Source organism: Ideonella alba (assembly GCF_018069875.1).
Lineage (GTDB): Bacteria > Pseudomonadota > Gammaproteobacteria > Burkholderiales > Burkholderiaceae_C > Ideonella > Ideonella alba.
The window spans coordinates 168837-192791 of the sequence record NZ_JAGQDF010000011.1 but is presented as its reverse complement, the minus strand read 5'-3'; the positions used below and the strand labels follow the sequence as shown (position 1 = coordinate 192791).

General features: G+C 70.2%; 25 protein-coding genes. 7 read left to right on the top strand and 18 right to left on the bottom strand.

Annotated elements, in window-relative coordinates; all coding sequences use genetic code 11:
* Position 1 precedes the first annotated feature (1 nt).
* The 5 genes from KAK07_RS18435 to KAK07_RS18415 all read right to left on the bottom strand — a co-directional run bounded on the left by KAK07_RS18435 (position 2) and on the right by KAK07_RS18415 (position 5263).
* On the bottom strand, positions 2 to 1069 hold the full coding sequence (locus tag KAK07_RS18435) for a DUF3108 domain-containing protein (protein ID WP_210853151.1): 1068 nt from the start codon (positions 1067 to 1069) through the stop codon (positions 2 to 4).
* Positions 1066 to 2802: a M61 family metallopeptidase gene (locus KAK07_RS18430; protein WP_210862385.1), complete on the bottom strand. Its 1737-nt coding sequence runs from the start codon at positions 2800 to 2802 to the stop codon at positions 1066 to 1068. The genes KAK07_RS18435 and KAK07_RS18430 overlap by 4 nt, the downstream gene beginning before the upstream one ends.
* 76 nt (positions 2803 to 2878) lie before the next feature.
* Positions 2879 to 3334 (bottom strand): DUF3429 domain-containing protein, encoded by a 456-nt coding sequence (locus KAK07_RS18425; RefSeq protein ID WP_210853155.1) that lies wholly within the window; start codon positions 3332 to 3334, stop codon positions 2879 to 2881.
* A 71-nt stretch (positions 3335 to 3405) separates the two neighbouring features.
* Positions 3406 to 4140: a DsbC family protein gene (locus tag KAK07_RS18420; protein WP_210853157.1), complete on the bottom strand. Its 735-nt coding sequence runs from the start codon at positions 4138 to 4140 to the stop codon at positions 3406 to 3408.
* 22 nt (positions 4141 to 4162) lie between these two features.
* Positions 4163 to 5263 (bottom strand): FAD-dependent monooxygenase, encoded by a 1101-nt coding sequence (locus KAK07_RS18415; protein ID WP_210862383.1) that lies wholly within the window; start codon positions 5261 to 5263, stop codon positions 4163 to 4165.
* 80 nt (positions 5264 to 5343) lie between these two features.
* Here KAK07_RS18415 and ychF point away from each other — a divergent pair, with 80 nt between their 5' ends.
* Complete coding sequence (gene ychF / locus KAK07_RS18410) at positions 5344 to 6438, top strand: redox-regulated ATPase YchF (RefSeq protein ID WP_210853166.1); 1095 nt, start codon at positions 5344 to 5346, stop codon at positions 6436 to 6438.
* Between the two features lie 37 nt (positions 6439 to 6475).
* Complete coding sequence (locus KAK07_RS18405; RefSeq protein ID WP_210862381.1) at positions 6476 to 9658, top strand: ATP-binding protein; 3183 nt, start codon at positions 6476 to 6478, stop codon at positions 9656 to 9658.
* Between the two features lie 17 nt (positions 9659 to 9675).
* Here KAK07_RS18405 and KAK07_RS18400 read toward each other — a convergent pair whose 3' ends face one another.
* On the bottom strand, positions 9676 to 10143 hold the full coding sequence (locus KAK07_RS18400) for a tRNA (cytidine(34)-2'-O)-methyltransferase (RefSeq protein WP_210862379.1): 468 nt from the start codon (positions 10141 to 10143) through the stop codon (positions 9676 to 9678).
* A 19-nt stretch (positions 10144 to 10162) separates the two neighbouring features.
* On the bottom strand, positions 10163 to 10867 hold the full coding sequence (locus KAK07_RS18395) for a ComF family protein (protein WP_210862377.1): 705 nt from the start codon (positions 10865 to 10867) through the stop codon (positions 10163 to 10165).
* Between the two features lie 22 nt (positions 10868 to 10889).
* Here KAK07_RS18395 and KAK07_RS18390 point away from each other — a divergent pair, with 22 nt between their 5' ends.
* On the top strand, positions 10890 to 11747 hold the full coding sequence (locus KAK07_RS18390; protein ID WP_210862375.1) for a methyltransferase domain-containing protein: 858 nt from the start codon (positions 10890 to 10892) through the stop codon (positions 11745 to 11747).
* Here the strand turns inward: KAK07_RS18390 and KAK07_RS18385 are convergent.
* The 3 genes from KAK07_RS18385 to KAK07_RS18375 are packed head-to-tail and all read right to left on the bottom strand — an operon-like array spanning position 11725 to position 14142.
* Complete coding sequence (locus KAK07_RS18385; protein ID WP_210862373.1) at positions 11725 to 12825, bottom strand: COX15/CtaA family protein; 1101 nt, start codon at positions 12823 to 12825, stop codon at positions 11725 to 11727. The two genes, KAK07_RS18390 and KAK07_RS18385, sit on opposite strands and share 23 nt — an antisense overlap.
* A 16-nt stretch (positions 12826 to 12841) precedes the next feature.
* Positions 12842 to 13420: a redox-active disulfide-containing membrane protein gene (locus KAK07_RS18380; protein ID WP_210862371.1), complete on the bottom strand. Its 579-nt coding sequence runs from the start codon at positions 13418 to 13420 to the stop codon at positions 12842 to 12844.
* Positions 13417 to 14142 carry an SURF1 family protein gene (locus KAK07_RS18375; RefSeq protein ID WP_256441136.1) on the bottom strand — a complete coding sequence of 242 codons (726 nt, stop codon included), beginning with the start codon at positions 14140 to 14142 and terminating at the stop codon, positions 13417 to 13419. Before KAK07_RS18375 ends, KAK07_RS18380 begins: the two co-directional genes overlap by 4 nt.
* Positions 14143 to 14311: 169 nt before the next feature.
* Between KAK07_RS18375 and KAK07_RS18370 the strand changes: the two genes are divergently transcribed.
* Positions 14312 to 14512, top strand: coding sequence for a twin transmembrane helix small protein (locus KAK07_RS18370; RefSeq protein ID WP_210853189.1), 201 nt, complete (start codon positions 14312 to 14314; stop codon positions 14510 to 14512).
* An 86-nt stretch (positions 14513 to 14598) separates the two neighbouring features.
* On the opposite strand, the gene KAK07_RS18365 is transcribed toward KAK07_RS18370, so the two are convergent.
* The 6 genes from KAK07_RS18365 to coxB form a co-directional block, all read right to left on the bottom strand.
* Complete coding sequence (locus tag KAK07_RS18365) at positions 14599 to 15459, bottom strand: cytochrome c oxidase subunit 3 (protein WP_210853192.1); 861 nt, start codon at positions 15457 to 15459, stop codon at positions 14599 to 14601.
* A 64-nt stretch (positions 15460 to 15523) separates the two neighbouring features.
* Positions 15524 to 15751, bottom strand: coding sequence for a DUF2970 domain-containing protein (locus KAK07_RS18360; RefSeq protein ID WP_210862367.1), 228 nt, complete (start codon positions 15749 to 15751; stop codon positions 15524 to 15526).
* Positions 15748 to 16326, bottom strand: a complete 579-nt coding sequence (locus tag KAK07_RS18355) for a cytochrome c oxidase assembly protein (RefSeq protein ID WP_310738507.1) — start codon at positions 16324 to 16326, stop codon at positions 15748 to 15750. Before KAK07_RS18355 ends, KAK07_RS18360 begins: the two co-directional genes overlap by 4 nt.
* Before the next feature lie 9 nt (positions 16327 to 16335).
* Entirely contained in the window at positions 16336 to 16458 is a 123-nt protein-coding gene (locus KAK07_RS18350) for a cytochrome oxidase small assembly protein (RefSeq protein ID WP_210853195.1), read from the bottom strand.
* Between the two features lie 8 nt (positions 16459 to 16466).
* Complete coding sequence (gene ctaD / locus KAK07_RS18345; RefSeq protein ID WP_210853198.1) at positions 16467 to 18095, bottom strand: cytochrome c oxidase subunit I; 1629 nt, start codon at positions 18093 to 18095, stop codon at positions 16467 to 16469.
* 59 nt (positions 18096 to 18154) lie between these two features.
* Positions 18155 to 19303 (bottom strand): cytochrome c oxidase subunit II, encoded by a 1149-nt coding sequence (gene coxB, locus KAK07_RS18340; RefSeq protein ID WP_210853200.1) that lies wholly within the window; start codon positions 19301 to 19303, stop codon positions 18155 to 18157.
* A 318-nt stretch (positions 19304 to 19621) separates the two neighbouring features.
* Between coxB and KAK07_RS18335 the strand changes: the two genes are divergently transcribed.
* Positions 19622 to 20197: a TlpA family protein disulfide reductase gene (locus KAK07_RS18335; RefSeq protein WP_210862365.1), complete on the top strand. Its 576-nt coding sequence runs from the start codon at positions 19622 to 19624 to the stop codon at positions 20195 to 20197.
* Here the strand turns inward: KAK07_RS18335 and KAK07_RS18330 are convergent.
* Together KAK07_RS18330 and KAK07_RS18325 are read right to left on the bottom strand one after the other, a co-directional pair.
* Entirely contained in the window at positions 20194 to 20808 is a 615-nt protein-coding gene (locus KAK07_RS18330; RefSeq protein ID WP_310738508.1) for an SCO family protein, read from the bottom strand. The genes KAK07_RS18335 and KAK07_RS18330 overlap by 4 nt on opposite strands.
* Positions 20809 to 20825: 17 nt before the next feature.
* Positions 20826 to 22184, bottom strand: a complete 1359-nt coding sequence (locus KAK07_RS18325) for a cbb3-type cytochrome c oxidase subunit I (RefSeq protein ID WP_256441135.1) — start codon at positions 22182 to 22184, stop codon at positions 20826 to 20828.
* Positions 22185 to 22433: 249 nt separating this feature from the next.
* Between KAK07_RS18325 and cyoE the strand changes: the two genes are divergently transcribed.
* Entirely contained in the window at positions 22434 to 23315 is an 882-nt protein-coding gene (gene cyoE / locus KAK07_RS18320; RefSeq protein WP_210853207.1) for a heme o synthase, read from the top strand.
* Positions 23316 to 23343: 28 nt separating this feature from the next.
* Positions 23344 to 23940, top strand: a complete 597-nt coding sequence (locus KAK07_RS18315; protein ID WP_210853209.1) for an SCO family protein — start codon at positions 23344 to 23346, stop codon at positions 23938 to 23940.
* Positions 23941 to 23955: the final 15 nt, after the last annotated feature.

Sequence of the window (23955 nt, the reverse complement as noted above, 5' to 3'; positions counted from 1 at the left end):
CTCAGGAGGACGGCGCGTTCAGCACCGCGATGCGTGGCGCGGTCTTCAGACGCAGGTCCAGGTAGTTGTCGGCATCCTGGCGGATGACGATGCGCACCGGCAGGTACAGCAGGCCCGGCGCCACCCACAGCTCCACCGCCAGCTCGCCCGGCTTGGCGTTGTCGCGCTGCGGCACCACGTGAACCGCATCGATCGTGCCGAAGGGCAGCTCCAGCGGGCCGCGCTCCTGCACGCGATAGATCCAGCGGCCCACCCGGCGTGGCAGGGCCAGTGGCAGCTCCACGGTGGCCCCGGTCTGGGCCAGCTCGGGCCGGGTCAGGAACAGCCAGGTCATCTGCACGAACTGGCTGGCCACGTCCTGCAGCCCGGGCGGTCGGGGTTCGGACTTGCCGTTGGCCAGTTGCACCCGGTCGCCATCGATCTGCACGGTCTCGCGCCGCGGCGCCGACAGCGCCACCTCGGTCTCCTGGTCGTAGCGGCTGGGGCTCAGACCCTCGTCACCCAGCAGGCCGTCGCTGAGCATGCGGCGCTTGAACAGCGGCGGCACGCGCACCTCCAGGCGCACCTGGTAGCGCTCGCCCTCGCGCAGCCAGTCGACCTGGGCCTCGCCGACGATCGGGCCGCGGTAGGAGCCCTCCAGCGCGTAGAGCAGCTGGGTGGACGGCGGCCAGGCGAAGGGAGGCGGGGCCGACGCCGCGGGCGACGGCGCCTCGGCGACGGCGCTGGCCGCGTCATCGGCCGGCTCGGGCGGCGCCGTGGCCACCGGCGGTGGCGGCACCGGCGCCGACGCCGCCTCGGCCACGGCACTGGCGGCCGGCTCGGCCGCCACCACCGGCTGGGGCCGTGGACGGCGGGCCGGCGGTGGCAATGCGGGCGGCGGCGGCTCGGTCAGCGCCATCTCCTGGATGAAGCGCACGTCGATCGCTGCGGGCGGCGCGTCGCGGCTCAGCGCCAGGCTGGCCGAGACCCACTGGCCGGCACCCAGGTGCACGCAGGACACCAGCACGGTGAGGCCGGCCAGCGCCAGCCGACGGCCGCCGCTGCCCCAGCGCCGCATGGCCGCGATCACGCGCCCAGCCAGCCCTGGCGAAGCGCCGCCGCGGCGGCGGCCGGCTCGCTGCGCAGCGTCAGCGCCCAGGCGCGGGTGAAGCCGGCCTCGCCCCCCGGTTGCACCCGCAGCGTGCGCAGGCGCTGCTGTCGCACCAGGGTCAGCTCGAAGGCCTGGCCCTCGCGCACCCAGGCCTGGGCGTCATCCAGGCGGCGGATGCGCCAGCCGTCCACCGCCAGCAGCTCGTCGCCTGCGGACAGGCCGGCGCGCGCGGCGGCGCTGCCGTCCAGCACCTGCTTGACGTGGCAGCCGCTGACCGGGCCCTCGCTGAGCTTCAGGCCCAGCGCAGCCGTCCAGCCGCTGCCCTCCTGGCTCAGCTGCACGCCGCTGGCGGCCAGCGCGGCTTCCAGCGGCAGCTCGTCACGCCCATGCACCCACTGGGCCAGCTCGCGCGCCAGATCGGCGCCGCCCAGTTCGGTGACGGCGGCCAGCACGTCGTCCTCGGTCAGACCGCTGCTGGCGTGGCGTGTCCACAGCAGACGCATCAGGGCGTCCAGCGACTGCTCGCGGCCACGCAGCCGCAGGTCCAGCAACAGCGCGATCAGCGAGCCCTTGGTGTAGTAGCTGACGGTGGCGTTGGGCGTGTTCTCGTCGGGCCGGTAGTACTTGTTCCAGGCATCGAAACTGGCCTCGGCGACGCTCTGCACGCGCCGGCCCGGGGTGGCCCGCACGCCGTTGATCACGCGTGACAGCAGCTTCAGGTAGCGCGGCGCATCGATCAGGCCGGTGCGCTGCAGGAACAGGTCGTCGTAGTAGGACGTGAAGCCCTCGAAGAACCACAGCAGCTGGGTGTAGTTCTCGCGCTGGTAGTCGTAGCGCAGGAACTCGCGCGGCTTCAGGCGCTTGACGTTCCAGGTGTGGAAGTACTCGTGGCTGATCAGGCCCAGCAGCGTGACATAGCCATCGGTGCTGGCGCTCTGGCCCAGGCGCGGCAGGTCGCGGCGGTTGGCGATCAGGGCGGTGCTGGCGCGGTGCTCCAGGCCGCCGTAGCCCTCGTCCACCGCCCACAGCAGGAACACGTAGCGCTGGAACGGCGGCTTGCGCCGACCGTGCCAGAAGGCGATCTGCGCGGCGCACAGGCGGCGGGTGTCGGCCAGCAGGCGCTCGCCATCGAAGCCGGGCCAGGCGCCGGCGACGACGAACTCGTGCACCGCGCCAGCCACCTCGAACTGGCCGCGCCAGAAGGCGCCCAGCTCCACCGGATGGTCGGCCAGCTCGTCGTAATCGGCGCACAGCCAGGCCTGGCGGCGGCCGGGCAGCGGCGTCATCGCGGTGGCGACCTCCCAGCCGCGCGGCAGGGTGCCGATCTGCAGCTCATGGGGTTCGGCCTCGCGGCCCACCACCTGCAGACACAGGCTGGTGGGGTTGAAGAAGCCGCGGGTGTCGTCGAGCCAGGCGGTGCGCACCGAAGGGTCGAAGGCATAGACCTCGTAGCTCAGCACCAGCGCCGCGCGGCCGTGGCACTCGGCCACCCAGCGGGTCTTGTCGAGCTGGCGCAGTGCGCAGGCGCGGCCGCCCTGGCGGGCCTCGAGGCGGCTGAGGTGGCGCGCGAACTCGCGCAGCATGTAGCTGCCCGGTATCCACACCGGCAGCGCCAGCTCCTGCAGCGCCTGCGGCTGCGGCACGGTCAGCGTGACGCGGTAGCGGTGGGTGCCCGGCTCGGGCAGCTCGATACGGTAGGCGATGCGGGCCATCGGGTGGGGGTCCTCGGGCTCAGCGGCGGAGCAGTGGATGGGGCCAGGCGGCGGGGGTTGAACGACGCTCGGTCGCTCAGGTGGCGGCGGCCGCCAGGAAGCAGCACAGCGCTGCCACCACGGTCAGACGGAAGCGCAGGGTCAGCCAGTGGGCCAGCTGGGCCTGGGGGTAGAGGCGGCGGTCCACCAGGTAGCACACCACCAGCATCATGCCCACCAGCGGCAGGCCGGAGTAGGCCGGCATCACCACCGCCAGCGTGCCCACCAGCGGCGGCACGACGGCCCAGCGCCGGGCCGTGGGGGGTTCGCCATGGGCGTTCATCGTCAGGCCCCAGTGCACGCCACCCAGGAAGGCCAGCACGGTGGCGCCATAGGCGGCCAAGGCCAGCGCCACGAAAGCGTGGGGCTCAGGGCTGTCGATCAGCCACAGCAGCGCAGCGCCGAACACGAAGGGCAGCAGGCCCAGGTAGGACAGGCGCGCCGCATCGGCGGGCGGCTCATGCAGCGCCAGGGCACGGGTGGGAGCATTCATGGCGGGCGATTGTCGCTGCGCCGCGCCACCTTTGCCGGCGCAGGCGTTCCCGCCCCCCCTGTGTCGGGCCTTCAGCCCTTCTTCTGCAGATCGGCCAGGCGCTTCTCGATCAGGTTCGCGGGCATGGCGCCGGGCGAGCGGGAGCCGTCCTCGAAGACGATGGCCGGCGTGCCCTGGACACGGAACTTGCGGCCCATGGCGGAGTTGCGGTCGATCGCCGTGGTGTCGCATTCACCGACCGACTTGGGCGGCGTGACGCCGTCGATCATCCAGGCGCGCCAGGTCTTCTGGGCATCCTTGGCGCACCAGATGTCCTTGGTCTTGACCGTGCTGTCGGGGCCCAACACCGGGTAGAGGAAGGTGTAGATCGTGACGTCCTTCACCTTCAGCAGGTCGCGCTCCAGGCGCTTGCAGTAGCCGCAGTTCGGGTCGGCGAAGACCACCAGCTTGCGCGCGCCGCTGCCCTGCTTCTGGACCATCGCGTCCTTCAGCGGCAGGCTGCCGAAGTCGATGGCGGTGAGCTTGTCGACCCGGGCCTTGGTCAGGTCGGTGCGGGTCTTGGTGTCGAACAGGCTGCCTTCGATCAGGAAGTTGCCGCCATCGTCGGTGTAGAGCACGTCGGTGCCCAGGCGCACCTCCCACAGGCCGCCCATCGGCGTGCGGCTGACCTCGTCGATCGGCGGCAGGTTGGGCATGCGATCGGCCAGGACCTTGCGGATCGTGGCTTCGTCAGCCTGCGCCAGCGTGGCCACGGCCATCAGGGCCGACAGGCCGATCGAGCGGAACAGCGGGGTGGTACGGGTCATCGGGGGTCCTTGTGGCGGCCGGTCAGGCGCCGAGTGCGCGGTCGATCAGCCAGCGCTTGAGCGGCGGCATCCTGTCAACCAGAGTCAATCCGTGGTGGCGAAGTTCCCGCAGCAGCGGGTGCGGATGGCCAAAGAGTTGCCACAGGCCGTCGGTGGTGCCGGCCATCAGGTGGTTGGGGCCGCTGCGGCGGCGCGCATGGCGGCGCAGCAGCGCCGGGTCGCCCAGCGCCCGCCAGGGTTCGCGCGCGGCCAGCACCTCGGACAGCGAGAGCACGTCGGCCAGGCCCAGGTTCAGGCCCTGCCCGGCCAGCGGGTGCACCACATGCGCGGCGTCGCCCAGCAGCGCCCAGCCGGGGCCGGTGGTGGCGCTGGCATGGCCCAGCGACAGCGGCCAGGTGGCGCGCTCGCTGGCCAGATGCAGCGCGCCGGCCGCACCGCCCGTGGCCTCGGCCAGCGCGGCTTCCAGCTCCGCCGCCGGTGCGTCGCGCCACTGCCGCGCCTGGGCCTCGGGCTGCGACCAGACCAGCGCGTACGACGCGCCGGGCTGCGGCCGGTCCAGTGGCAGCAGCGCCAGAACATCTGGCGAGCGGAACCACTGGCGGGCCAGGCCCTGGTGCGGCCGGTCGCTGACCAGGCGGGCGGCCAGCGCATGGTGGCCGTAGCCGTGGCGCTCGAAGCGCACCCCCAGCGCCTCACGGGCGGCCGAGGCCTTGCCCTCGGCGATCACGGTGAGCGCCGCTGCAGCGGGCTCGTCCTGCACGCTGATGCGCGGGGCGAAGCGCAGCGCGGCCTCCAGCGTGTCTTCCAGCGCGGCTGCGTCGACGATCCAGGCCAGCGCGTCCACGCCCTGCTGCCAGGCCGAGAAGCCGATCACCGCGCCCTGGTCGCCCTGCACACGCATGTCCTGCACGGCGGTGCGGGCATCGGCGGGCAGGCTGTCCCAGACGCGCAGGCGCTCGAGCAAGGCCACCGACGCGGCATTCAGCGCATAGGCACGCAGGTCGGCCGACGTTGGCGCGGCGCGGCGCTGCACCGCCACCGACAAGCCGTCGTGCGACAGCGCCAGCGCAGCGGCGCGGCTGACGATGCCGGTGCCGAGGATGCGAACGTCGGGCGAAACCATCCCGGCATTGTAGGCACCGCCCTAAAATGGCGGGTTATGCCTGGAAACCTCCAGCGCCCCCCAGAACCCCAGGAATCCCCATGAGCCTCAAGTGCGGCATCGTTGGCCTGCCCAACGTCGGCAAGTCCACCCTGTTCAATGCCCTGACGAAGGCCGGCATCGCCGCCGAGAACTACCCCTTCTGCACGATCGAGCCCAATGTGGGCGTGGTCGAGGTGCCCGATCCGCGCCTGGCCGCGCTGGCCCAGATCGTCCAGCCCGAGCGGGTGCTGCCGGCCATCGTCGAGTTCGTCGACATCGCCGGTCTGGTGGCGGGCGCCAGCAAGGGCGAAGGCCTGGGCAACCAGTTCCTCAGCCACATCCGCGAGACCGACGCGATCGTCAACGTGGTGCGCTGCTTCGAGGACGAGAACGTGATCCACGTGGCCGGCAAGGTCGACCCGATCGCCGACATCGAGGTCATCCAGACCGAGCTGTGCCTGGCCGACCTGAGCACGGTTGAGAAGAGCCTGCAGCGCTACACCAAGGCGGCCAAGAGCGGCAACGACAAGGAGGCGGCGGCCCTGGTCAAGGTGCTCGAGAAGTGCCGCGCCGCGCTGGACGAAGCCAGGCCGGTGCGCTCGGTCGAGTTCAGCAAGGAAGAGTGGGTGCTGCTCAAGCCGCTGTGCCTGATCACCGCCAAGCCGGCGATGTTCGTCGGCAACGTGGCCGAGACCGGTTTCGAGAACAACCCCTTCCTCGACCGCCTGCGCGAGTATGCCGCCGCCCAGAAGGGCGAGGTGGTGGCCATCTGTGCCAAGACCGAGAGCGAGCTGGCCGAGATGGATGACGAGGACCGCGCCCTCTTCCTGGCCGAGATGGGCCAGGACGAGCCGGGCCTGAACCGCCTGATCCGCGCCGCCTTCAAGCTGCTGGGCCTGCAGACCTACTTCACCGCCGGCGTGAAGGAGGTGCGCGCCTGGACCATCCACATCGGTGACACCGCGCCGCAGGCTGCCGGGGTCATCCATGGCGATTTCGAACGTGGTTTCATCCGCGCCCAGACCATCGCCTACGAGGACTTCATCCAGTTCAAGGGCGAGCAGGGCGCCAAGGATGCCGGCAAGATGCGCGCCGAAGGCAAGGAGTACGTCGTCAAGGATGGCGACGTGATGAACTTCCTGTTCAACGTCTGAGCCTGCTTCCGGCCTGCGCGCCTGCCAGCGCCCCACGATGAGCTCCGGCCACGCCGAGAACGCCCCCAGCGCCCTGGCCCGCCAGGCCGGGGTGGCGCTGCTGACCGCGCTGGCTTACGCCGCCACGGCGGCCCTGGCGCTGTGGCTGGCGGCGCCACCGTCGTTCGCGGCCCCCTTGTACCCGTCGACCGGCATCGCCCTGGTCGCCACACTGACCTGGGGGCGCGCCGGCTGGGTGGGCAGCCTGCTGGGGGCCTTCGCCGTCAACACCCTGCTGGGCAGTGCCCGCGGCCAGACCGACTGGATCAGCCTGCTCAGCGGTGGCCTGATCGCGCTGGGTGCGGCGGCCCAGGCCGAGCTGGGCGCACGTCTGGTGCGCCGCCGACTGCGGCCGCCGCGCGACCTGTCCGAGCCGCGCGACGTGCTGCAGCTGTTCCTGCTGGCCGGCGTGCTGGCCTGCACCGTCAGCGCCAGCGTGGCCGTGTCGGTGCTGGGCGGCACCGGCGCGCTGGGCCGCGACGCCCTGGTCAGCACCTGGCTGTCCTGGTGGACTGGCGACGCACTGGGCGTGCTGCTGGGTGCGCCGATCGCGCTCACGCTGGTCGGCCAGCCGGCGCACCTGTGGCGCTCGCGCCGGCTGACGGTGGCGCTGCCGATGTTGGCGCTGGTGGCCGCGGTGGCCACCACCACGCTGCTGGTCGGCCGGGGTGACGCCCAGCGCCTGCGCAGCGCCTTCGAGCGCGACGCCACCCGCACCGCCGACGTCTTCGACTGGGGCCTGCGCACGCCGCTGCATGCACTGGAGGCCATCCACGGCCTGTACCTGGCCTCGGACGACGTCACCGTGGACGAGTTCGACCGCGCCGCCCAGGCCTGGCTCAAGGAGTCGCCGCACCTGGTGGCGCTGGGCTTCGGTCAGCGGCTGATGCGCGCGGATCTGGCCGCTGCCCAGGCCCGGATCGCCGCCCGGGATGGTCGGGCCTGGCGGGTGTTCAACCGCGCCGACGCGCCGCCCAGCCTGACCGCCGACGACGAGGACGTGGTGGCCATGCGCCGCATCACGCCGCTCGGCCCGAACCAGGTGGCGCTGGGCGTCAACCAGTTGTCGATCCCGGCGGTTCGCCAGGCCATCGGACGCGCACTGGCGGACGAACAGGCCCGTGCCAGCGAAGGCTTCCGCCTGACCCAGGCGCTGGGCGACGAGACCGGCGTGGTGGTCTACCGCGCGGTGATGCGGCCGGACGGCCAGGTGCTGGGCCAGGGTCCGCGGGCCCGGCTGGAGGGCGTGGCCTTCGTGACCCTGCGCACCGGTGAAACGCTGTCGCGCATCATGGCCACCGCGCCGCCCTACCTGACAGCCTGCCTGGTCGATCGCGACGGCCAGGGACCGCGGGCCCTGCTGGCCGGCCCACCGGCCTGCGCCGCTGCCCTGCCGGCCGGCCATCTCAGCTACCGCCGCCTGACCAGCTTCGGCGGCCGCAGCTGGGAGCTGCGGCTCAGCGCCGCGCCCAGCCAGGTGCCGGACGATGCACCGTGGCTGACCGGCCTGTTCGGCGTGGGCGGCCTGCTGTTCGCCGGCCTGCTGGGCATGCTGCTGCTGTCGATCACCGGCCGCCAGCGGCGCGTCGAGGACGCGGTGGCCGAGCGCACCAGCGACCTGCGCCACGAGGTGCAGGAACGCCGCCGCGCCGAGGAGCGGCTGCGCGACAGCGAGGCCCGCTGGCGCGCCATCGTGGACAACATCCCCACCGGCGTGGTCTATGCCGACCTGGAAGGCCGGCTGCGCGAGGCCAACCCACGCCTGCGCACGATGCTGGGTCTGCCGCCGGACGGCGCCGAGGCGCTGGCCCGCCTGAGCCTGGCGCGCCTGCTGCCCGGCCCCGAAGGCCATGACCGCGCGCTGGTGGCGCAACTGGCCGACACCCGCGGCCTGTGGCAGGCGCGGCGCCAGCTGCAGCGCGAGGGCGCCGAGCCGCTGGAAGTGCAGGTCACCCTGGGCCTGCTGCGCGACGCCGAGGGCCGGCCGCACCATGTGGTGGGCGTGATCGAGGACGTCACCGAGCACCTGCGTCTGGCCCAGGCCGAGCGTGCGCGCGAAAGCGCCGAGGCCGCCAGCCGCGCCAAGAGCGAATTCCTGTCGCGCATCAGCCACGAGCTGCGCACGCCGCTGAACGCCATCCTGGGCTTTGGCCAGCTGCTGGGCCTGGAGCGCTCACCGGCGCTGACGCCGCGCCAGCGCGAGTGGAACGACCAGGTGCAGCAGGCCGGCTGGCACCTGCTGGGTCTGATCAACGAAATGATGGACCTGGCGCGCATCGAATCGGGCGAGTTGCGGCTGAGCCCGCAGTCGGTGGACCCGGCCGTGCTGCTGCAGGAATGCATCACCATGCTGGCGCCCACGGCGGCCCCCCGCCGCCTGGTCTTTGAGCCGGTGCGCAGCCAGAGCACCCGGCGGGTCTGGGCCGATCCGCTGCGCCTGCGCCAGATCCTGACCAACCTGCTGAGCAATGCCGCCAAGTACAACCGCGAGGGTGGCGCGGTGCGCTGCAGCGTGGTCGATCACGGGGACGGCGTGTGCATCGAGGTGGCCGATGAGGGCGAGGGCCTGACGCCGGAGCAGCTGGCCCATCTGTTCGAGCCCTTCAACCGGCTGGGCCGCGAGCATTCGGGTGTCGAAGGCACCGGCCTGGGTCTGGTGATCAGCCTGCGCCTGGCCGAGGCCATGGGCGGCCAGCTGCAGGCGCGCAGCGCGCCGGGCCAGGGCTCGGTGTTCCGCCTGTGCCTGCCGGCCGCCGGCGCCGACCCGGCCTCGGAGGCCGCGCCCGCCACGGCGGGTGCGCCGGTGCCGGTGCGTGCGCCCGCCCATGTGCTCTACATCGAGGACAACGAAACCAATGCCGAGGTGATGCGCGGCGTGCTCGCGCAGCGGCCCTGGCTGAGCCTGACGGTGGCCGCCACCGGCGCCGAAGGCCTGGCCGCCGCCCGCGCCCAGTTGCCTGACCTGCTGCTGCTGGACATGCACCTGCCCGACATGGACGGCCTGGAGGTGCTGGCCCGCTGGCGCGCCGACCCGCGCCTGGCCGAGGTGCCGGTGCTGGCCGTGTCGGCCGACGCCACCCAGGAGCGCCTGGCCAGCGCCCAGGCGGCTGGCGTGCGCGGCTACGTCACCAAGCCGGTGGACATCGCGCGTCTGCTGGCGCTGGTGGACGAGCTGGTCTGAGGGTCGAAGGCAACGGCTCAGCTGCCGGCATAGCCCTGGCTGCGCCAGGCATCGAACACCGCCACCGCCACGGCATTGCTCAGGTTCAGGCTGCGCTGACCCGGCCGCATCGGCAACCGGACTCGTTGCGCGGGCGGGAAGCGCTCGCGCAGCGCGGCCGGCAGACCGACGCTCTCCGCCCCGAAGACCAGCACGTCGCCCGGCTGCCACGCCAGTTCGCCCAGCGGCCGGCTGCCGCGGGTGGTGAAGGCGAAGCAGCGCGCCGGGTCGGGCTGCTCGGCCGCCACGAAAGCGTCCCAGTCGGCATGCCGGCGCACCGGCGCGTACTCGTGGTAGTCCAGGCCGGCGCGGCGCAGCAGCTTGTCGTCCATCGAGAAGCCCAGCGGCTCGATCAGGTGCAGCGCGCAACCGGTGTTGGCCGCCAGGCGAATGACGTTGCCGGTGTTGGGCGGGATCTCGGGGTGGACCAGGACAATGCGGAACATGGCCCGATTGTCGGCCCGCTCACTCGGGGGTGCGCGCCAGCAGCCACAGGCTGACCGAGGCGGCGCCGGCCTCACGCAGCACCCGGCTGGCCTCGGTGACGCTGGCGCCGGTGGTCATCACGTCATCGACCAGCGCCAGGTGGCGCCCCTGCACCTCGGCACGCCGGCCCGGCGCCAGCATGAAGGCGCCGCGCAGATTGGCCTGGCGCGCAGCCCGGTCCAGGCCGGTCTGGTGCGGCGTGTCGCGCCAGCGGCGCAGCAGGCCGCCATCGGCGCGCGCGTCCACCGCGCGGGCCAGCAGCAGCGCCTGGTCGTAGCCGCGCTCGCGCAGGCGCGCAGGTGAGGCGGGCATGGGCAGCACCGCGTCCACCGGCGGCTCGGCCGACAGCACCGGACGCATCAGCAGCGCGAACAGACCCGTCAGCGCCAGGTCGCCCGACTGCTTCCAGCGTGACACCAGGCGGTCCCATGGAAATCCATAGTCCAGCGCCACCACCGCGCGGCTGAAGGGCGGCGGCGACAGCTGGCAGCGCCCGCACAGCGGCTGCCCGGCCGGCAGGGGCAGCGCGCAGCGCCCGCAGCGCGGCCGCGGCGCCGCGAAGCGGGCCAGGCAGTCCGGGCAGGCCGGGCCGCGCGCCCAGCCGCCGCAGACCGCGCAGACCTGCGGCGGCGGCGCGGGCCGCCAAGCTGGCAGCCATGTCCCCAGGGCGGCGGGCGGCGGCATGGCCTCAATATACTGCCGCGCCATGAGTACCTCTCCCGCCCCTCGCGCGCTGGACGCCCGGACCGCGCAGCGCGTGCAGGGGCGTCAGCAGCGGGCCGGCGCCGCGCCCTGGCTGCATGCCGAATCCGCGCGCCGACTGGCCGAGCGCCTGGTCGTGTTCCGTCAGGCGCCTCGGCGGGTGCTGGACCTGTCCGGCAGCGCAGGCGGCCCGGCCTCGGTCCTGGCCGAGGCCTGTCCCGGCGCGCAGATCGACCGCGCCGGTGCGCCGCCACCGGGCGGGCGCTGGTGGCAGCGCCTGCTGACCCCCGCGCCGACCGCGCTGGCCGATGGTGAAGCCGACCTGCTGTGGTCGGTGATGCAACTGCACTGGGCCGCCGATCCGCCGGCGCTGCTGGCCGATTGGCGCCGGCGTCTGGCGCCGCAGGGCGCGCTGATGTTCAGCACCCTGGGCCCCGGCACGCTGGACGAGTTGCGCCAGCTCTACAGCCAGGCGGGCTGGGGCTCGCCGATGGCACCGCTGGTCGACATGCACGACCTGGGCGACATGCTGGTGGCCGCCGGCTACGAGGGCCCGGTGATGGACCAGGAGACGCTGACCCTGACCTGGTCGTCGCCCGAGGCGCTGCTGGCCGAGTTGCGCGAGCTCGGCGCCAACGCCGACCCGGCGCGCTTCAGCGGCCTGCGCACGCCGTCGTGGCGGCAACGGCTGCTGGACGCGCTGTCAGCGCGCGCCGACGCGCAGGGCCGCATCGCGCTGCGCCTGGAACTGGTCTACGGGCACGCCATCCGTGGCCTGGACCGCGGGCCGGCCGTCAGCGCCGAGGTTCGCATCGGCCTCGACGACATGAGCGCCATGCTCAGGAACCGGCCGAAGCGCTGAAGCGCCGCCGCGCGATCACCGACACCAGCACGCCCGCCAGGCTGGCGGCCCCGACGGTGTGCATCAGCGCGCCCAGCAACGGCCAGCGCAGCACCACGTTGCTCAGCCCGGTCAGCACCTGCAGCAGCAGCAGACCGGCCAGCCACGCTGCCGGCCGGCGCCAGCCTGGCACGCGCCACAGGCACACGGCCACGGTCCCCACCGCCAGGGCAGCCATCAGCGCAAACAGCCGATGGGTCCAGTGGATCGCCACCAGCGCCTCGAAGGACAGGATGCGGCCGTCGGCGGTGTGGCCCAGTTCGCGCAGCAGCGCGAAGCCCTCGGTCCAGGCCATGGTCGGCCAGCCGTCGCCGTTGCAGCCCGGAAAGTCCTGGCACGCCAGCACGGCATAGTTGGTGCTGACCCAGCCACCCAGCGCGATCTGCATGACCAGGGCCACCAGGGCCCAGGGCAGCCAGCGCGCCGTGGCCGCCGGGATGGGCGCCTCAGCGCGGCGTGTGAACGACGCATGCTGGATCACCAGCAAGGCCAGCAGGGTCACCGCGCCCAGCAAGTGCAGGGTGACGATGGCCGGATACAGCTTGAGCGTCACCGTGTACTTGCCGAACAGGCCTTGCACGATCACCCAGGCCAGCGTGCCCAGGCTCCAGAGCCACGAGTGCGGCAGCACCTGCCGGTGCCGCCAGCTGGCCACGGCGCTGATCAGGATCAGCAGACCCACTGCCATGGCCAGGTAGCGATGGGTCATCTCGATCCAGGCCTTGGTCTGCGTCACCGGGCCATCGGGCAGCACGGCCTCGGCCGCCGCAATGTGCGCACTCGCGCCCACCGGGCTGGCCCGGCCATAGCAGCCCGGCCAATCGGGGCAGCCCAGGCCCGAGTCGCTCAGGCGCGTGAAGGCACCAAAGGCGATCAGGTCCAGGGTCAGGAACAGGGTCAGCGCGGTGAGCGCCGCCAGCCGCCGTGCCATGGGCTGCCGACGCTGCCGAAACCACCACCATGCCAGTGGCACGGCGGCCAGTGCCATGGCCAGCAGCGCCAGGCGCAGCCAGGCATCAGCGGTGTGAACGGGGGGCATGGCGTCGCGCAGGTCGTCAGAACTTGATCAGGCGCCCCAGTTCCTTGATGAAGGCCATGGGCTCCGGGTGGTCGCTGTAGCGCATCACGATCTGGCCGCGCCGGTCCACCAGGAACAGGTGACGGGGCGCCTGGTTCACGCCGCCCAGTTCTGGCAGGTCACCGGGCTGGACCAGCCTGGCCCATTGCAGATCCGGGTGCGCTGCCAGCAAGGCCGGGTCGGGCTGGGTATCGTCGGTCAGCACCCACAAGCGGCCCAGCCGCAGGCTGGCCTTGCCCTGGGCGGTGCGCGACTGGCGGGTCAGGTAGAGCGTTTCCTGGCAGGCCGCATCGCACTGGCCGGGTGAGGCGTAGACGATCAGCCAGCGATCCGCCACCTGCTCGTGCGGCCAGGGGCGACCATCCGCGCCCACCAGCCGGTCATAGGCCAGCGCTTGCGGCGGCAGCAGCTCACCCAGGCTGTCTGGCTTGGGCGGCGTCCACACCAGGCGAAGCACCACGGCCGCCAGCAGCGGCAGCAGGCAGATGGCGGCGATCAGCAGCAGCGTGCGCCGGCCGCTGCGTTGGGAAGGGCTTGTGGTGTGGGACGGGTTCAAGGTCGACTCCTGCTCAACCAACCATAGCCGATGGCGAGCAAGGCAAACACCAACCACATGGCGGCATAGCCCAGGTGGTGCAGTGCGGGGTGTTGCGGCTCCTCCCACTCGCGTGCCAGTCCGTCCTCGGACGGGCTGAGTTGCAGCAACAGGAAGGGGGCGATGCGGTCGGTCGCCGCCAGGCCGGATCTGGCCCGGTAGCGATCTTCAGTAACATGCTGCCAGACACGGCCCGGCGACACGTCGGGCGCCAGCTCAAAGACGCGCTGCGGGAAGGGCCGCGCCTGGCCGGTCAGTTGCACGAGCCCCGGCGTCGTGACCACCTGGGGCAGGTCACTGCGCAGGCGCGGCGCCTGCACCCAGCCACGATTGACCAGCACGACGAGCGCGCTGCCCTCCAGCCGGAAGGGCGTGAGCACGTGATAGCCCACCCATCGACGCCGAATCTGGTTGTCGAGAAAGAGGGTGTGCTCGGGCAGCCAGGTGCCACGCAGGGTCAGCGTGTGCAGTGGCAGGGCGCCCAGGTCCCCGCCCCGGGCTTGCACCTCGTTCAGCGACACGGGGCCCGACGCGATGGCGGCCTGGATCTGGTCGTAGCGCTGGGCCTTGACGTGGGCACGCCAGAGCTGGAACGCCGACATGCCCAGACACACGGCACAGGCCAGCACAACCAACCACAGACCCCATCGGCGCGGTCGGGGCGCAGTGCGTAAGGAACTCATGTGGGGGTGGTCAGCAGATCTGGCCGCTGGCAGGCAGCGTCGGGGCGGTCATGGCAAGTGACCTCGGAGGGTCTTGTGGCCGTGGTGTGGCCAAGGGTTCACGCCGCGCTGCGGGCCCACGCCGGGATGGCACACTCGCGAGCACACCGACTGCCGTTCAATTCAGGCCATGCGACTGTTTGTCATCTTGATGTTCCTGGCCATCGTCTACAACCTGGGCCGCGCGCTGCTGTTCATTTTCCACGACCAGGGCCCGAACCGGGAAAAGGCCGTGCGCGCCCTGACCTGGCGTGTGGCCTTGTCGGTCGCGCTGCTGGTGGCCTTGATGACGGCCAGGTACCTGGGTTGGACCCACGGCCTGGCGTCCTGACGCGGCCAAAGAAACGGCTGAAGAAGCGCCGGACGCGGCGGGGGGCTGAACCCGCGCCCCGCCCCAGCCGCTGCCCGTCCCCGGGCTCAGAGCATGTAGATGACGATGAACAGGCCCAGCCACACCACGTCAACGAAGTGCCAGTACCAGGCCACCGCCTCGAAGGCAAAGTGGCGCTCAGGCGTGAAGTGGCCCTTCAGGCTGCGCAGCCAGATGACGACCAGCATGGTGGCGCCCAGGGTAACGTGGAAGCCGTGGAAGCCGGTGAGCATGAAGAACGTGGAGCCATACACGCCGGTGCTCAGCTTCAGACCGTGCGAATAGGCCTCGACGTACTCGTATGCCTGGCACCCCAGGAAGGTCAGACCCAGGGCGATGGTGAGGAACAGGCCCAGGTTCAGCTGACGGCGGTTGTTCTTGAGCATGCCCCAGTGCGCCCAGGTCAGCGTGGCACCTGAACTCAGCAGCAGGATCGTGTTGAGCAAGGGGATGCCCATGGCGGGCACGGCGTGGATCTCGGTCTTCGCCGCCTCGGCCACCGGACCGGCGCTGGGCCAATGGCCGCTGAAGCCGCCCCACAACAGTTCCTGCGAGGCGCTGGCCAGTTCCGGCACCGACAGCACGCGCACATAGAACAGGGCGCCGAAGAAGGCGACGAAGAACATCACCTCCGAGAAGATGAACCAGCCCATGGACCAGCGGAAGGAACGGTCCACCTGCAGGTTGTACTGCCCGCCCTCGGACTCGTCGATGACGCGGCCGAACCAGCCGAACAGCATGACCAGCAGCACCACGAAGCCCGCCAGCAGCACCAGGCCGCCGTAGGAGATCTTGTTCATCGACAGCACCGCACCGATGGCCAGCAGCAACAGGGCGGCTGAGCCGACCATCGGCCAGTAGGAGGGCTGCGGGACGTAATAGCGTGAGGCGGCGGTGTGGCTGCTCATGGGGATGGGCTCCTTTAGTTCTCAGGACTTCTCATGGGCGCTGAATGGATCGCGCACCGCTGATTCATTGGCCAACCACATAGCTGGCAATCGACACGACGGACACCACAAAGATCAGCATGAACACCAGGGCGGTCACGATGAGCTGAAGTGGCGACAAGGACGGCATATCTTGTTCGTGGCTCTTCCGCCCGCGGATACCGAACATGGCGGCACCGACGGTGCGAATCAGCCGCAGGAAACCCGGTGTGGCAGGTGGTGCGGCTTTGGGCATGGCTGGCGCTTTGCTCATGTTCCTTTGGCCGGGCCGCTCAAGGGTTTCGCAGCGGCTGCAGCGTCCGCCGACGTGCCCGGAACCTCGAAGAAGGTGTAGGACAGGGTCACGGTGACCACGTCGTCGGGCAATTGACGGTCCAGCGCGAACACCACCGGCATGTCACGCACCTCGCCAGGCGCAAAGGTCTGCTGCCTGAAACAGAAGCACTCCAGCTTCTTGACGAAATTGGCGGCATGCCTGGGCCCGTAGCTGGGCACGGCCTGGCCGGTGATGGGACGGTCGGACGTGTTCTGGACCCGGAACGACACCTGCACCAGCTCGCCGGTGCGGGCCTGCACCGCGTTGTGCAGGCTGATGAAGCGCAGACCCTGGCCATGGGTGTTGGCGTCAAACTCGATCGTGACCGGGCGACCTGCCACCGACGACGCCTGGAAGTCGTCGGCCTTCTGCACATCGTTGATCCCGGTCCATTCGCAGAAGGCCCGGTACAGGGGCGGCTGCAGGTAGGCAAAGCCGAACGCCGCGCAGGCCAGCACGCCCAGGCCGGCGGCCAGGCGGGCATTGGTGCTCGACAGCTTGGGGCTGGCCACGATCAGACCTCAGAGACCGCCCGACATCCACTGCCGGACGATGGTGGTGACGAACACCGCCAAGGCCAGCGCGGTGAGCGCCAGGCCGACGCGGCGGTTGCCGCGGCGCTGCTGCTCCAGATCAGGTTTCATGACGTTCATCAGTGGCTGGCCGTGCCTTGCGGCAGCTTGGGCGGGTCTTCAAACGTGTGGTACGGCGCAGGCGACGGCACCGTCCATTCCAGGCCCTCGGCGCCATCCCAGACCTTGGCCGGAGCGGCCGGACCGCCACGGATGGCCTTCAGCACCACCCACAGGAAGATCAGCTGGCTCACGCCGAAGCCGAAGGCGCCAATGCTGGACACCGCATTGAAGTCGGTGAACTGCTGGGCGTAGTCGGGGATGCGCCGGGGCATGCCCGCCAGGCCCAGGAAATGCTGCGGGAAGAAGGCGACGTTGAAGAAGACGATGGAGAGCCAGAAGTGCAGCTTGCCGAGGCTCTCGTCGTACATGTGGCCACACCACTTGGGCAGCCAGTAGTAGGTGCCCGCGTAGGCCGAGAACAAGGCGCCGGCCACCATCACGTAGTGGAAGTGGGCCACCACGTAGTAGGTGTCCTGCATCTGCACATCCACCGCCGTGATCGCCAGCACCAGGCCGGTCAGGCCACCCACGGTGAACAGGAACAGGAAGCCCAGCGCGAAGAGCATCGGGGTCTCGAAGGTGAGCTCGCCCCGCCACATCGTGGACACCCAGTTGAACACCTTGACCCCGGTGGGCACGGCGATCAGCAGGGTGGCATACATGAAGTACAGCTGGCCCGTCAGCGGCAGCCCGGTCACATACATGTGGTGGGCCCAGACGCCGAACGAGATCAGGCCGATGGCGGCGATCGCGTACACCATCGAGGTGTAGCCGAACAGCGGCTTGCGCGAGAAGGCCGGGATCACATGCGACACCACGCCGAAGGCCGGCAGGGCGATGATGTAGACCTCGGGGTGGCCGAAGAACCAGAAGATGTGCTGGAACAGCACCGGGTCACCACCGCCGGCGGCGTTGAAGAAGCTGGTGCCGAAGTGACGGTCGGTCAGCAGCATCGTGACCGCGCCGGCCAGGATGGGCATGGAGGCGATCAGCAGGAAGGCCGTCACCAGCCAGGTCCAGCAGAACATGGGCATGTTCATCAGCTTCATGCCGGGCGCGCGCATGTTCAGGATCGTGGTGATGATGTTGATCGACCCCATGATCGAGGACATGCCCAGGATGTGGATGGCGAAGATGGCCATGTCCATGCCAATGCCCATCTGCACCGACAGCGGCGGGTACAAGGTCCAGCCCGTGCCCGCGGCGCCGCCTGGCACCAGCAACGACGAGACCAGCAGGATGCCCGCAGGCGGCAGCAGCCAGAAGCTCCAGTTGTTCATGCGCGCGAAGGCCATGTCGGACGCGCCCACCATCATCGGGATCATCCAGTTCGCGAACCCGACGAAGGCCGGCATGATCGCGCCGAACACCATGATCAGCGCGTGCAGCGTCAGCATCTGGTTGTAGAACTCGGGCGAGACGTACTGCAAGCCAGGCGAGAGCAGTTCGGCCCGGATGACCAGCGACATCGCGCCGCCGACCAGGAACATCGCGAAGCTGAACCACAGGTACATCGTGCCGATGTCCTTGTGGTTGGTGGTGGTGAACCAACCGACCAGGCCAGGCGCCCGGCCATGGTGGCCGTGGTCGTCGTGGTGGTGGTGAGCCGAGTGTCCGCCCGCCAGGGCTTCTTGGTTTGCTTGCATGTTCAAAACGTCCTCAATGCGCCAAACGGGATGCTGGTGTCAGTGGCCATGCTGGCCCGTCACTTGGCACGCAGGGCCTTGACCTCGGCCGGTTGGATGGCATCGTTCAACTGGTTGCTCCAGGCGTGGCGCTCATAGGCCACGACCGAGGCGATGTCCAGATCGCTCAGTTGCGCACCGAAGGCTGCCATGGCCGTGTTGGGCTTCCCGTTGAGCACGATCTTCAGGTGGTTCTCCTTGGGACCCTTGACGATCGCCGAGCCGTCGAGCGCCGGGAACACCGGCGGCAGGCCCTTGCCGGTGGGCTGGTGGCAGGCCGCGCAGTTCGCCGCGTAGACCTTCTCACCCCTGGCCACCAATTCGTCCAGGGCATAGGTCTTGTTGGGATCTTCGGCGCCCGCCGCCATGGCCTTCTTCTGCTCGGCGATCCACTCGGCGTACTTTGCCTCGGAGACCACTTCCACCACCACGGGCATGAAGCCGTGGTCCTTGCCGCACAGTTCCGAACACTGGCCGCGGTAGATGCCTTCCTTCTCCGCCTTGAACCAGGTGTCGCGCACAAAGCCCGGCACGGCGTCGGTCTTGACGCCAAAGGCCGGCACCGACCAGGCGTGGATGACGTCGGCCGAGGTGGTCAGCACGCGGACCTTCTTGTTGACAGGCACGACCAGGTGGCGATCCACCTCCAGCAGGTAGTGCTCGCCCTTGGGTGCGTTCTCGCGGATCTGGTTCTGCGGCGTGGCCAGCGCGCTGATGAACTTCACGCCGGCGGCATCGCCGGTCATGTACTCGTAGCCCCACTTCCACTGGTAGCCGGTGGCCTTGACGGTGATGTCAGGCTGGCTGGTGTCGCGCGCAGCAACCAGGGCCTTGGTGGCCGGGAAGGCAATCATCACCAGGATGATCGCGGGGATGACCGTCCAGACGATCTCGATCGTGGTGTTGTCGTGGAAGGTCGCCGCCTTGTGCCCGCGCTTGCGGGTGTGCATGATCAGCGAGTAGGTGACCACGCCGAAAACACCCACGAAGATGGCGAAGATCAGCCATGTCAGGAAGGTGTGCAGCTCGTAGATCCGGCGCGCGGTGCTGGTCACCGGCTCCTGCAGATTGATGTCCCACGCGGCGTTCGCTGCGCCGGCAAAGAGGGCCAGCGCCAACACCAGCCATGCCTCAATGCCAACGAATTTCTTGAACGTGCCTCTCGTCATTCTTTCCTCCGGACCTAGACCTCACGCCGACGCGCTCCTTGAGCCGCCGCATGAAAAATGGCACTGGCCATTGATAATGCTCAAAGCAATGGCTCAGTCTGCTCGGTTCCCCCGGACGAGGTTAGCACGCCCTGCCAGGGGGGACTTGTCAGGGATTCCAGCTATCGCCAAGCCCGTCGCCAGATGTTTGGACAAGCCGCAGGCCCTGCTTGATAAGGATCAGACAGGCCCGCTGCCCACCGCTGGCGGCTGTCATCCACCCGGTCCCGGCCGCGTGACTCGCATGCCCCAGACCTTGGCCCATCACAACCTCTGGCCATGAGCCGCAACAAGGCGATCGCCCCACTGCTTCTCGTTGCCGTGGTGGTGGCACTGCTGGCCGCGATGGCCGGTGCCAGCCTGTGGGCGACACGCCCGTCCGCCCGCCAGCAGCCAGCGTCGGCCCCGCCCATGGCGACAACACAGCCCGGGGCCGTCTGGTCGCTCACCCTGCCTGACGCGCGGGGCCGGCAACAGGCGCTGCAGGCCTGGCGCGGCAAGGTGCTGGTGCTGAATTTCTGGGCGACCTGGTGCCCACCCTGCCGGGAAGAGATGCCGGTGTTCTCGCGGGCGCAGACGACCTTCGGCCCCCAAGGCGTGCAGATGGTCGGGCTGTCGATCGACACGCCGGACAACGTCGCCCGGTTCGAGGCGGAGCATCCGCTCAGCTACCCCTTGCTGATGGGCGGGGTGGACCTGCTGGAGCTCAGCGTGGCCTGGGGAAATTCGGCCCAGGCGATGCCCTTCACGGCCTTCTTCGGTCGCGACGGACGCTTGGCAGCGGTGCACCTGGGCCCTCTGTCCGAGCCGGCCCTGGAGCAGCAGCTCAGGACCCTGCTCGCGGCCCAGCCCTAGCGTTCGGCCATCAGCTGGCGCAGGTCCTGCGCGATGGCCGCGCTGCTCTCACCGTGCGTGAAGTACAGCCTCAGGCGGCCGTGCGCATCCAGCACATAGCTGCCCGTGGAGTGATCCATGGCGTATTGACCGGGTGAAGTGCCCGGGCGCTTCTCATAGTGCACCTTGAAGGTCCTGGCCACGCGGGCCGTGGCGGCGGCATCGCCGCGCAGACCGAGAAAGCCCGCATGAAAGGCCCCCAGGTACTGGGCCAGCAGGACCTGCGTATCGCGCTCGGGATCGATCGTCACGAACACGACCTGCACCTTGTGCGCGTCCTCGCCCAGCTGTTGCATGGCCTGACTCATGGTGCCGAGCACCGTCGGACACACGTCGGGACACTGGGTGTAGCCGAAGAACAGCACCACCAGCTGCCCCCGGAAACCGTCCAGCCGCCGGGCTTGTCCGGTGTGGTCGGACAGGGCCTGGGCCAGGCCGTCACGGTCCAGGTCGGTGCCGCTCAGGTCGGTGCCACGCCATGGGGTGGCGCGGGGGGCCGCCGGCTGGTCGCACCCCAGCAGCCAGAGCAGGGGAACGCACGTGGCCGCACGCAGCCAAACGGCTCGAGACACCCGGGCTTGGCCCATGTTCAGCCCTCGGCCACCGCCCGTGGTCTCATGCTTTGGATGCAGGCCCACGCGAACATCACGCCGCCAATGATGGCGATCAAGCCGCCCAGGCCCATCATGCCCATGCCGATCTTCTCCGGCAGGGTCGTCAGCACCTGCTGCGCTCCGGCCACCTTGCGCTGCACGCCATAGCCGCCGGACCAGGCCAGCCCCAGGATGTGCATCAACTGACCGCCACCGTAGACCACGGGCTGCCAGCGGGCCCAGGCGGCCTGGACCGGTCGATAGCCCAGCAGCGGCAACAGCGCATAGGTGAGGCCCATGAACGCCAGCGTGACGCCGACGATGGAGCCGTGGTAATGCGCCGGCACCACCACGTTGACCCCGCGAATCATGTACGCCAGCACGCCGCCGGTGGCAAACAGCAGCAGCGAGAACAACAGCGCGGAGCGCTGCGGGCTGGGCGCCGCGCGCCAGACGCCCGGCAGCGCGGTCAACACCAGCGCGCCCAGGGGCAGCATCCACAGATGACCCCACTGCATCAGCTCGGTGAACGCCGCCAGATGGCCGGGGCTGCCCACCGGCCACACGACGTACAACACCGGCACGGCGGCCAGCGGCACGGCCGCCAGCATCACCGCCCAGCGCAGCCAGCGCCCCTGCGACACGGGCGGCTGCGCGCCCAGCCCATGCACCAGCCACAGCCAGGCCACGCCCAGCAGCAGGGCGTGTTGAAACTGCAACACGTGGCCGGGCCCCCAGAAGAGCAGCTCGAAATAGGCGGTGCCCTGCGTCGCCGGCAGCTGCAGCCAGGTCCAGCCAAACGCCAGCCACGCCATCGCGCCCGCCAGTGCCGCCAGGCGCACACCCTGCCGAAGCGCCCGCTCGCCCGCCGGCCACTCCGGCCCGGAGCCGTTGAGCAGCAGGCAGCGCAGCAGGGTCATCCCGAAGCCGGCGCCGCAGGCCAGCAGGCCGGCCAGGAACACCCCTTGGTCCAGCACCGGGATGTAGTTGTTCAGCAGCGGTTGCGCGCCATCCAGGAACGGTGACACCAGCATCAGACAGGTGCCCAGGGCCGCCAGGGCCCAGGCCAGCCAGCCCATCGGCACCCAGCGGTCCGGCGTGACGATGCTGGTCAGCACGCCGGCGAAGGCCATGAACCAGACCAGCACCGACAGGTCCACGTGCACGACCAGCGCGGCCCGGAAGAGGTTGGTCGAGGAGAACAGCGCCGAGGCACCGGGGGTGCGCGACAACACCAGCACCACGGCCAGCAAGCCAGCACCGACCAGGGCCGCCACGCCCAGCCACAACTGCCCCCTGGCCAGGGCCGAAGCCCCTCCCGAAGGGGCCCTGATGTTCCAAGCATCCACACTCATTGCAGTAACCGAGGATTTCAGCGACCGCGCAGTAGACCACAAGCCTGCCCCTGTGCCGGGCGGCGCGGGATCGGTGGCGGCCGGGCTGGGCCCGACCCCGGGCCGGGGCGCTGGCGGACACCGGCTAGGCCGCTTATGGCCGCACAATCCATCGGTGTCAGCCCCAGCCTTGAGTGCCCTTTCGTTGTGGCAGAGTGCGTGCCTGGGTTATTGCTCTGCCCGCCGCAGAGCCCCTTGAAGATCTCACTCATGAACACCTCCGTCGTCGGCAAGAGTGCCGTCAGCCAGTTTCTTTCGCTGGCCAAGCCGCGCGTGGTGTCGCTGATCGTGTTCTGCGCGGTCATCGGCATGTTCCTGGCGACGCCGGGCGTGCCGTCGCTGCAGGTGCTGGTGTTCGGCACGCTGGGCATCGCGCTGACCGCCGGATCGGCGGCCGCCGTGAACTGCCTGCTCGAGCGGCACATTGACGCGCAGATGGCGCGCACCCGGGGTCGGCCCCTGCCCTCAGGCGTGATCAGCTCGCGCCAGACGGTGACCTTCGCCTTCCTGGTGGGGGGCAGCGGTCTGGTGCTGCTGCACTATTTCGTCAACCCGCTGACGATGTGGCTGACCTTCGGCACCTTCGTCGGTTACGCCTTCATCTACACGCTGTGGCTCAAGCCGGCCACGCCGCAGAACATCGTGATCGGCGGCGCCTCGGGCGCGATGCCGCCGGTGCTGGGCTGGTCGGCGGTGACCGGCACCGTGCCGGCCGAGGCCTGGCTGCTGTTCCTGATCATCTTCATGTGGACGCCGCCGCATTTCTGGTCGCTGGCGCTGTACCGCACCAAGGACTACGAGCGCGCCGGCCTGCCGATGCTGCCGGTCACCCACGGCTCGCTTTACACCCGGCGCTCGATCGTGGCGTACACGCTGGCCCTGATCGTCGTCACGGTCATGCCCTATGTGATCGGCATGAATGGGTTACCCTACCTGGTCTGCGCACTGGGCCTGGGCGGCGTCTTCCTCTACCGTGCGGTGAAGCTGCTGACCCACTACTCCGATGCCTGGGCGCGCAGCACCTTCAAGTTCTCGATCCTCTACCTGGCCGCCCTGTTCGCGGCGCTGCTGGTCGACCACTACCTGGTCTGATGCGGCGGCGCGCGGGGCCCCTTCCCCGATGCGCCGACGCCTGCTCCTCAGCCTCAGCCTGCTCACCGCCCTGGCCGCCTGTCGGCCGGGCGGGCCGAGCCCCAGCCCGTTCAAGGGCATCGACATCACCGGGGCTGAATACGCCCGCCACCTCGACCTGAAAGACCCCAGCGGCCAGGAGCGCCACCTGGGCGACTTCAAGGGCAAGGTGGTGGTGGTGTTCTTCGGCTACACCCAGTGTCCGGACGTCTGCCCCACCTCGATGGCCGAGCTGGCCGCCGCCCGGCAGCTGCTGGGCGCCGATGGCGAGCGTGTCCAGGGCATCTTCGTCAGCGTTGATCCCGAGCGCGACACGCCCGAGGTGCTGGGCGCCTATGCCGAGAGCTTCAAGGCCGGCTTCATCGCGCTGCGCGGCACGCCAGAGCAGACGCAGGCCGCGGCAAAGGAGTTCAAGGTCTTCTACGCCAAGGTGCCGGGCAAGACCGAGGGCAGCTACACCGTGGACCACACGGCGGGCTCCTATGTGTTCGATCCCCAGGGCCGCATCCGCGTGTTCAGCCGTTATGGCGCTGGCGCCGAGACGCTGGCACATGACCTGCGCGTGCTGCTGAAGGAAGCTGCCTGAAACGCCGACGGCCCC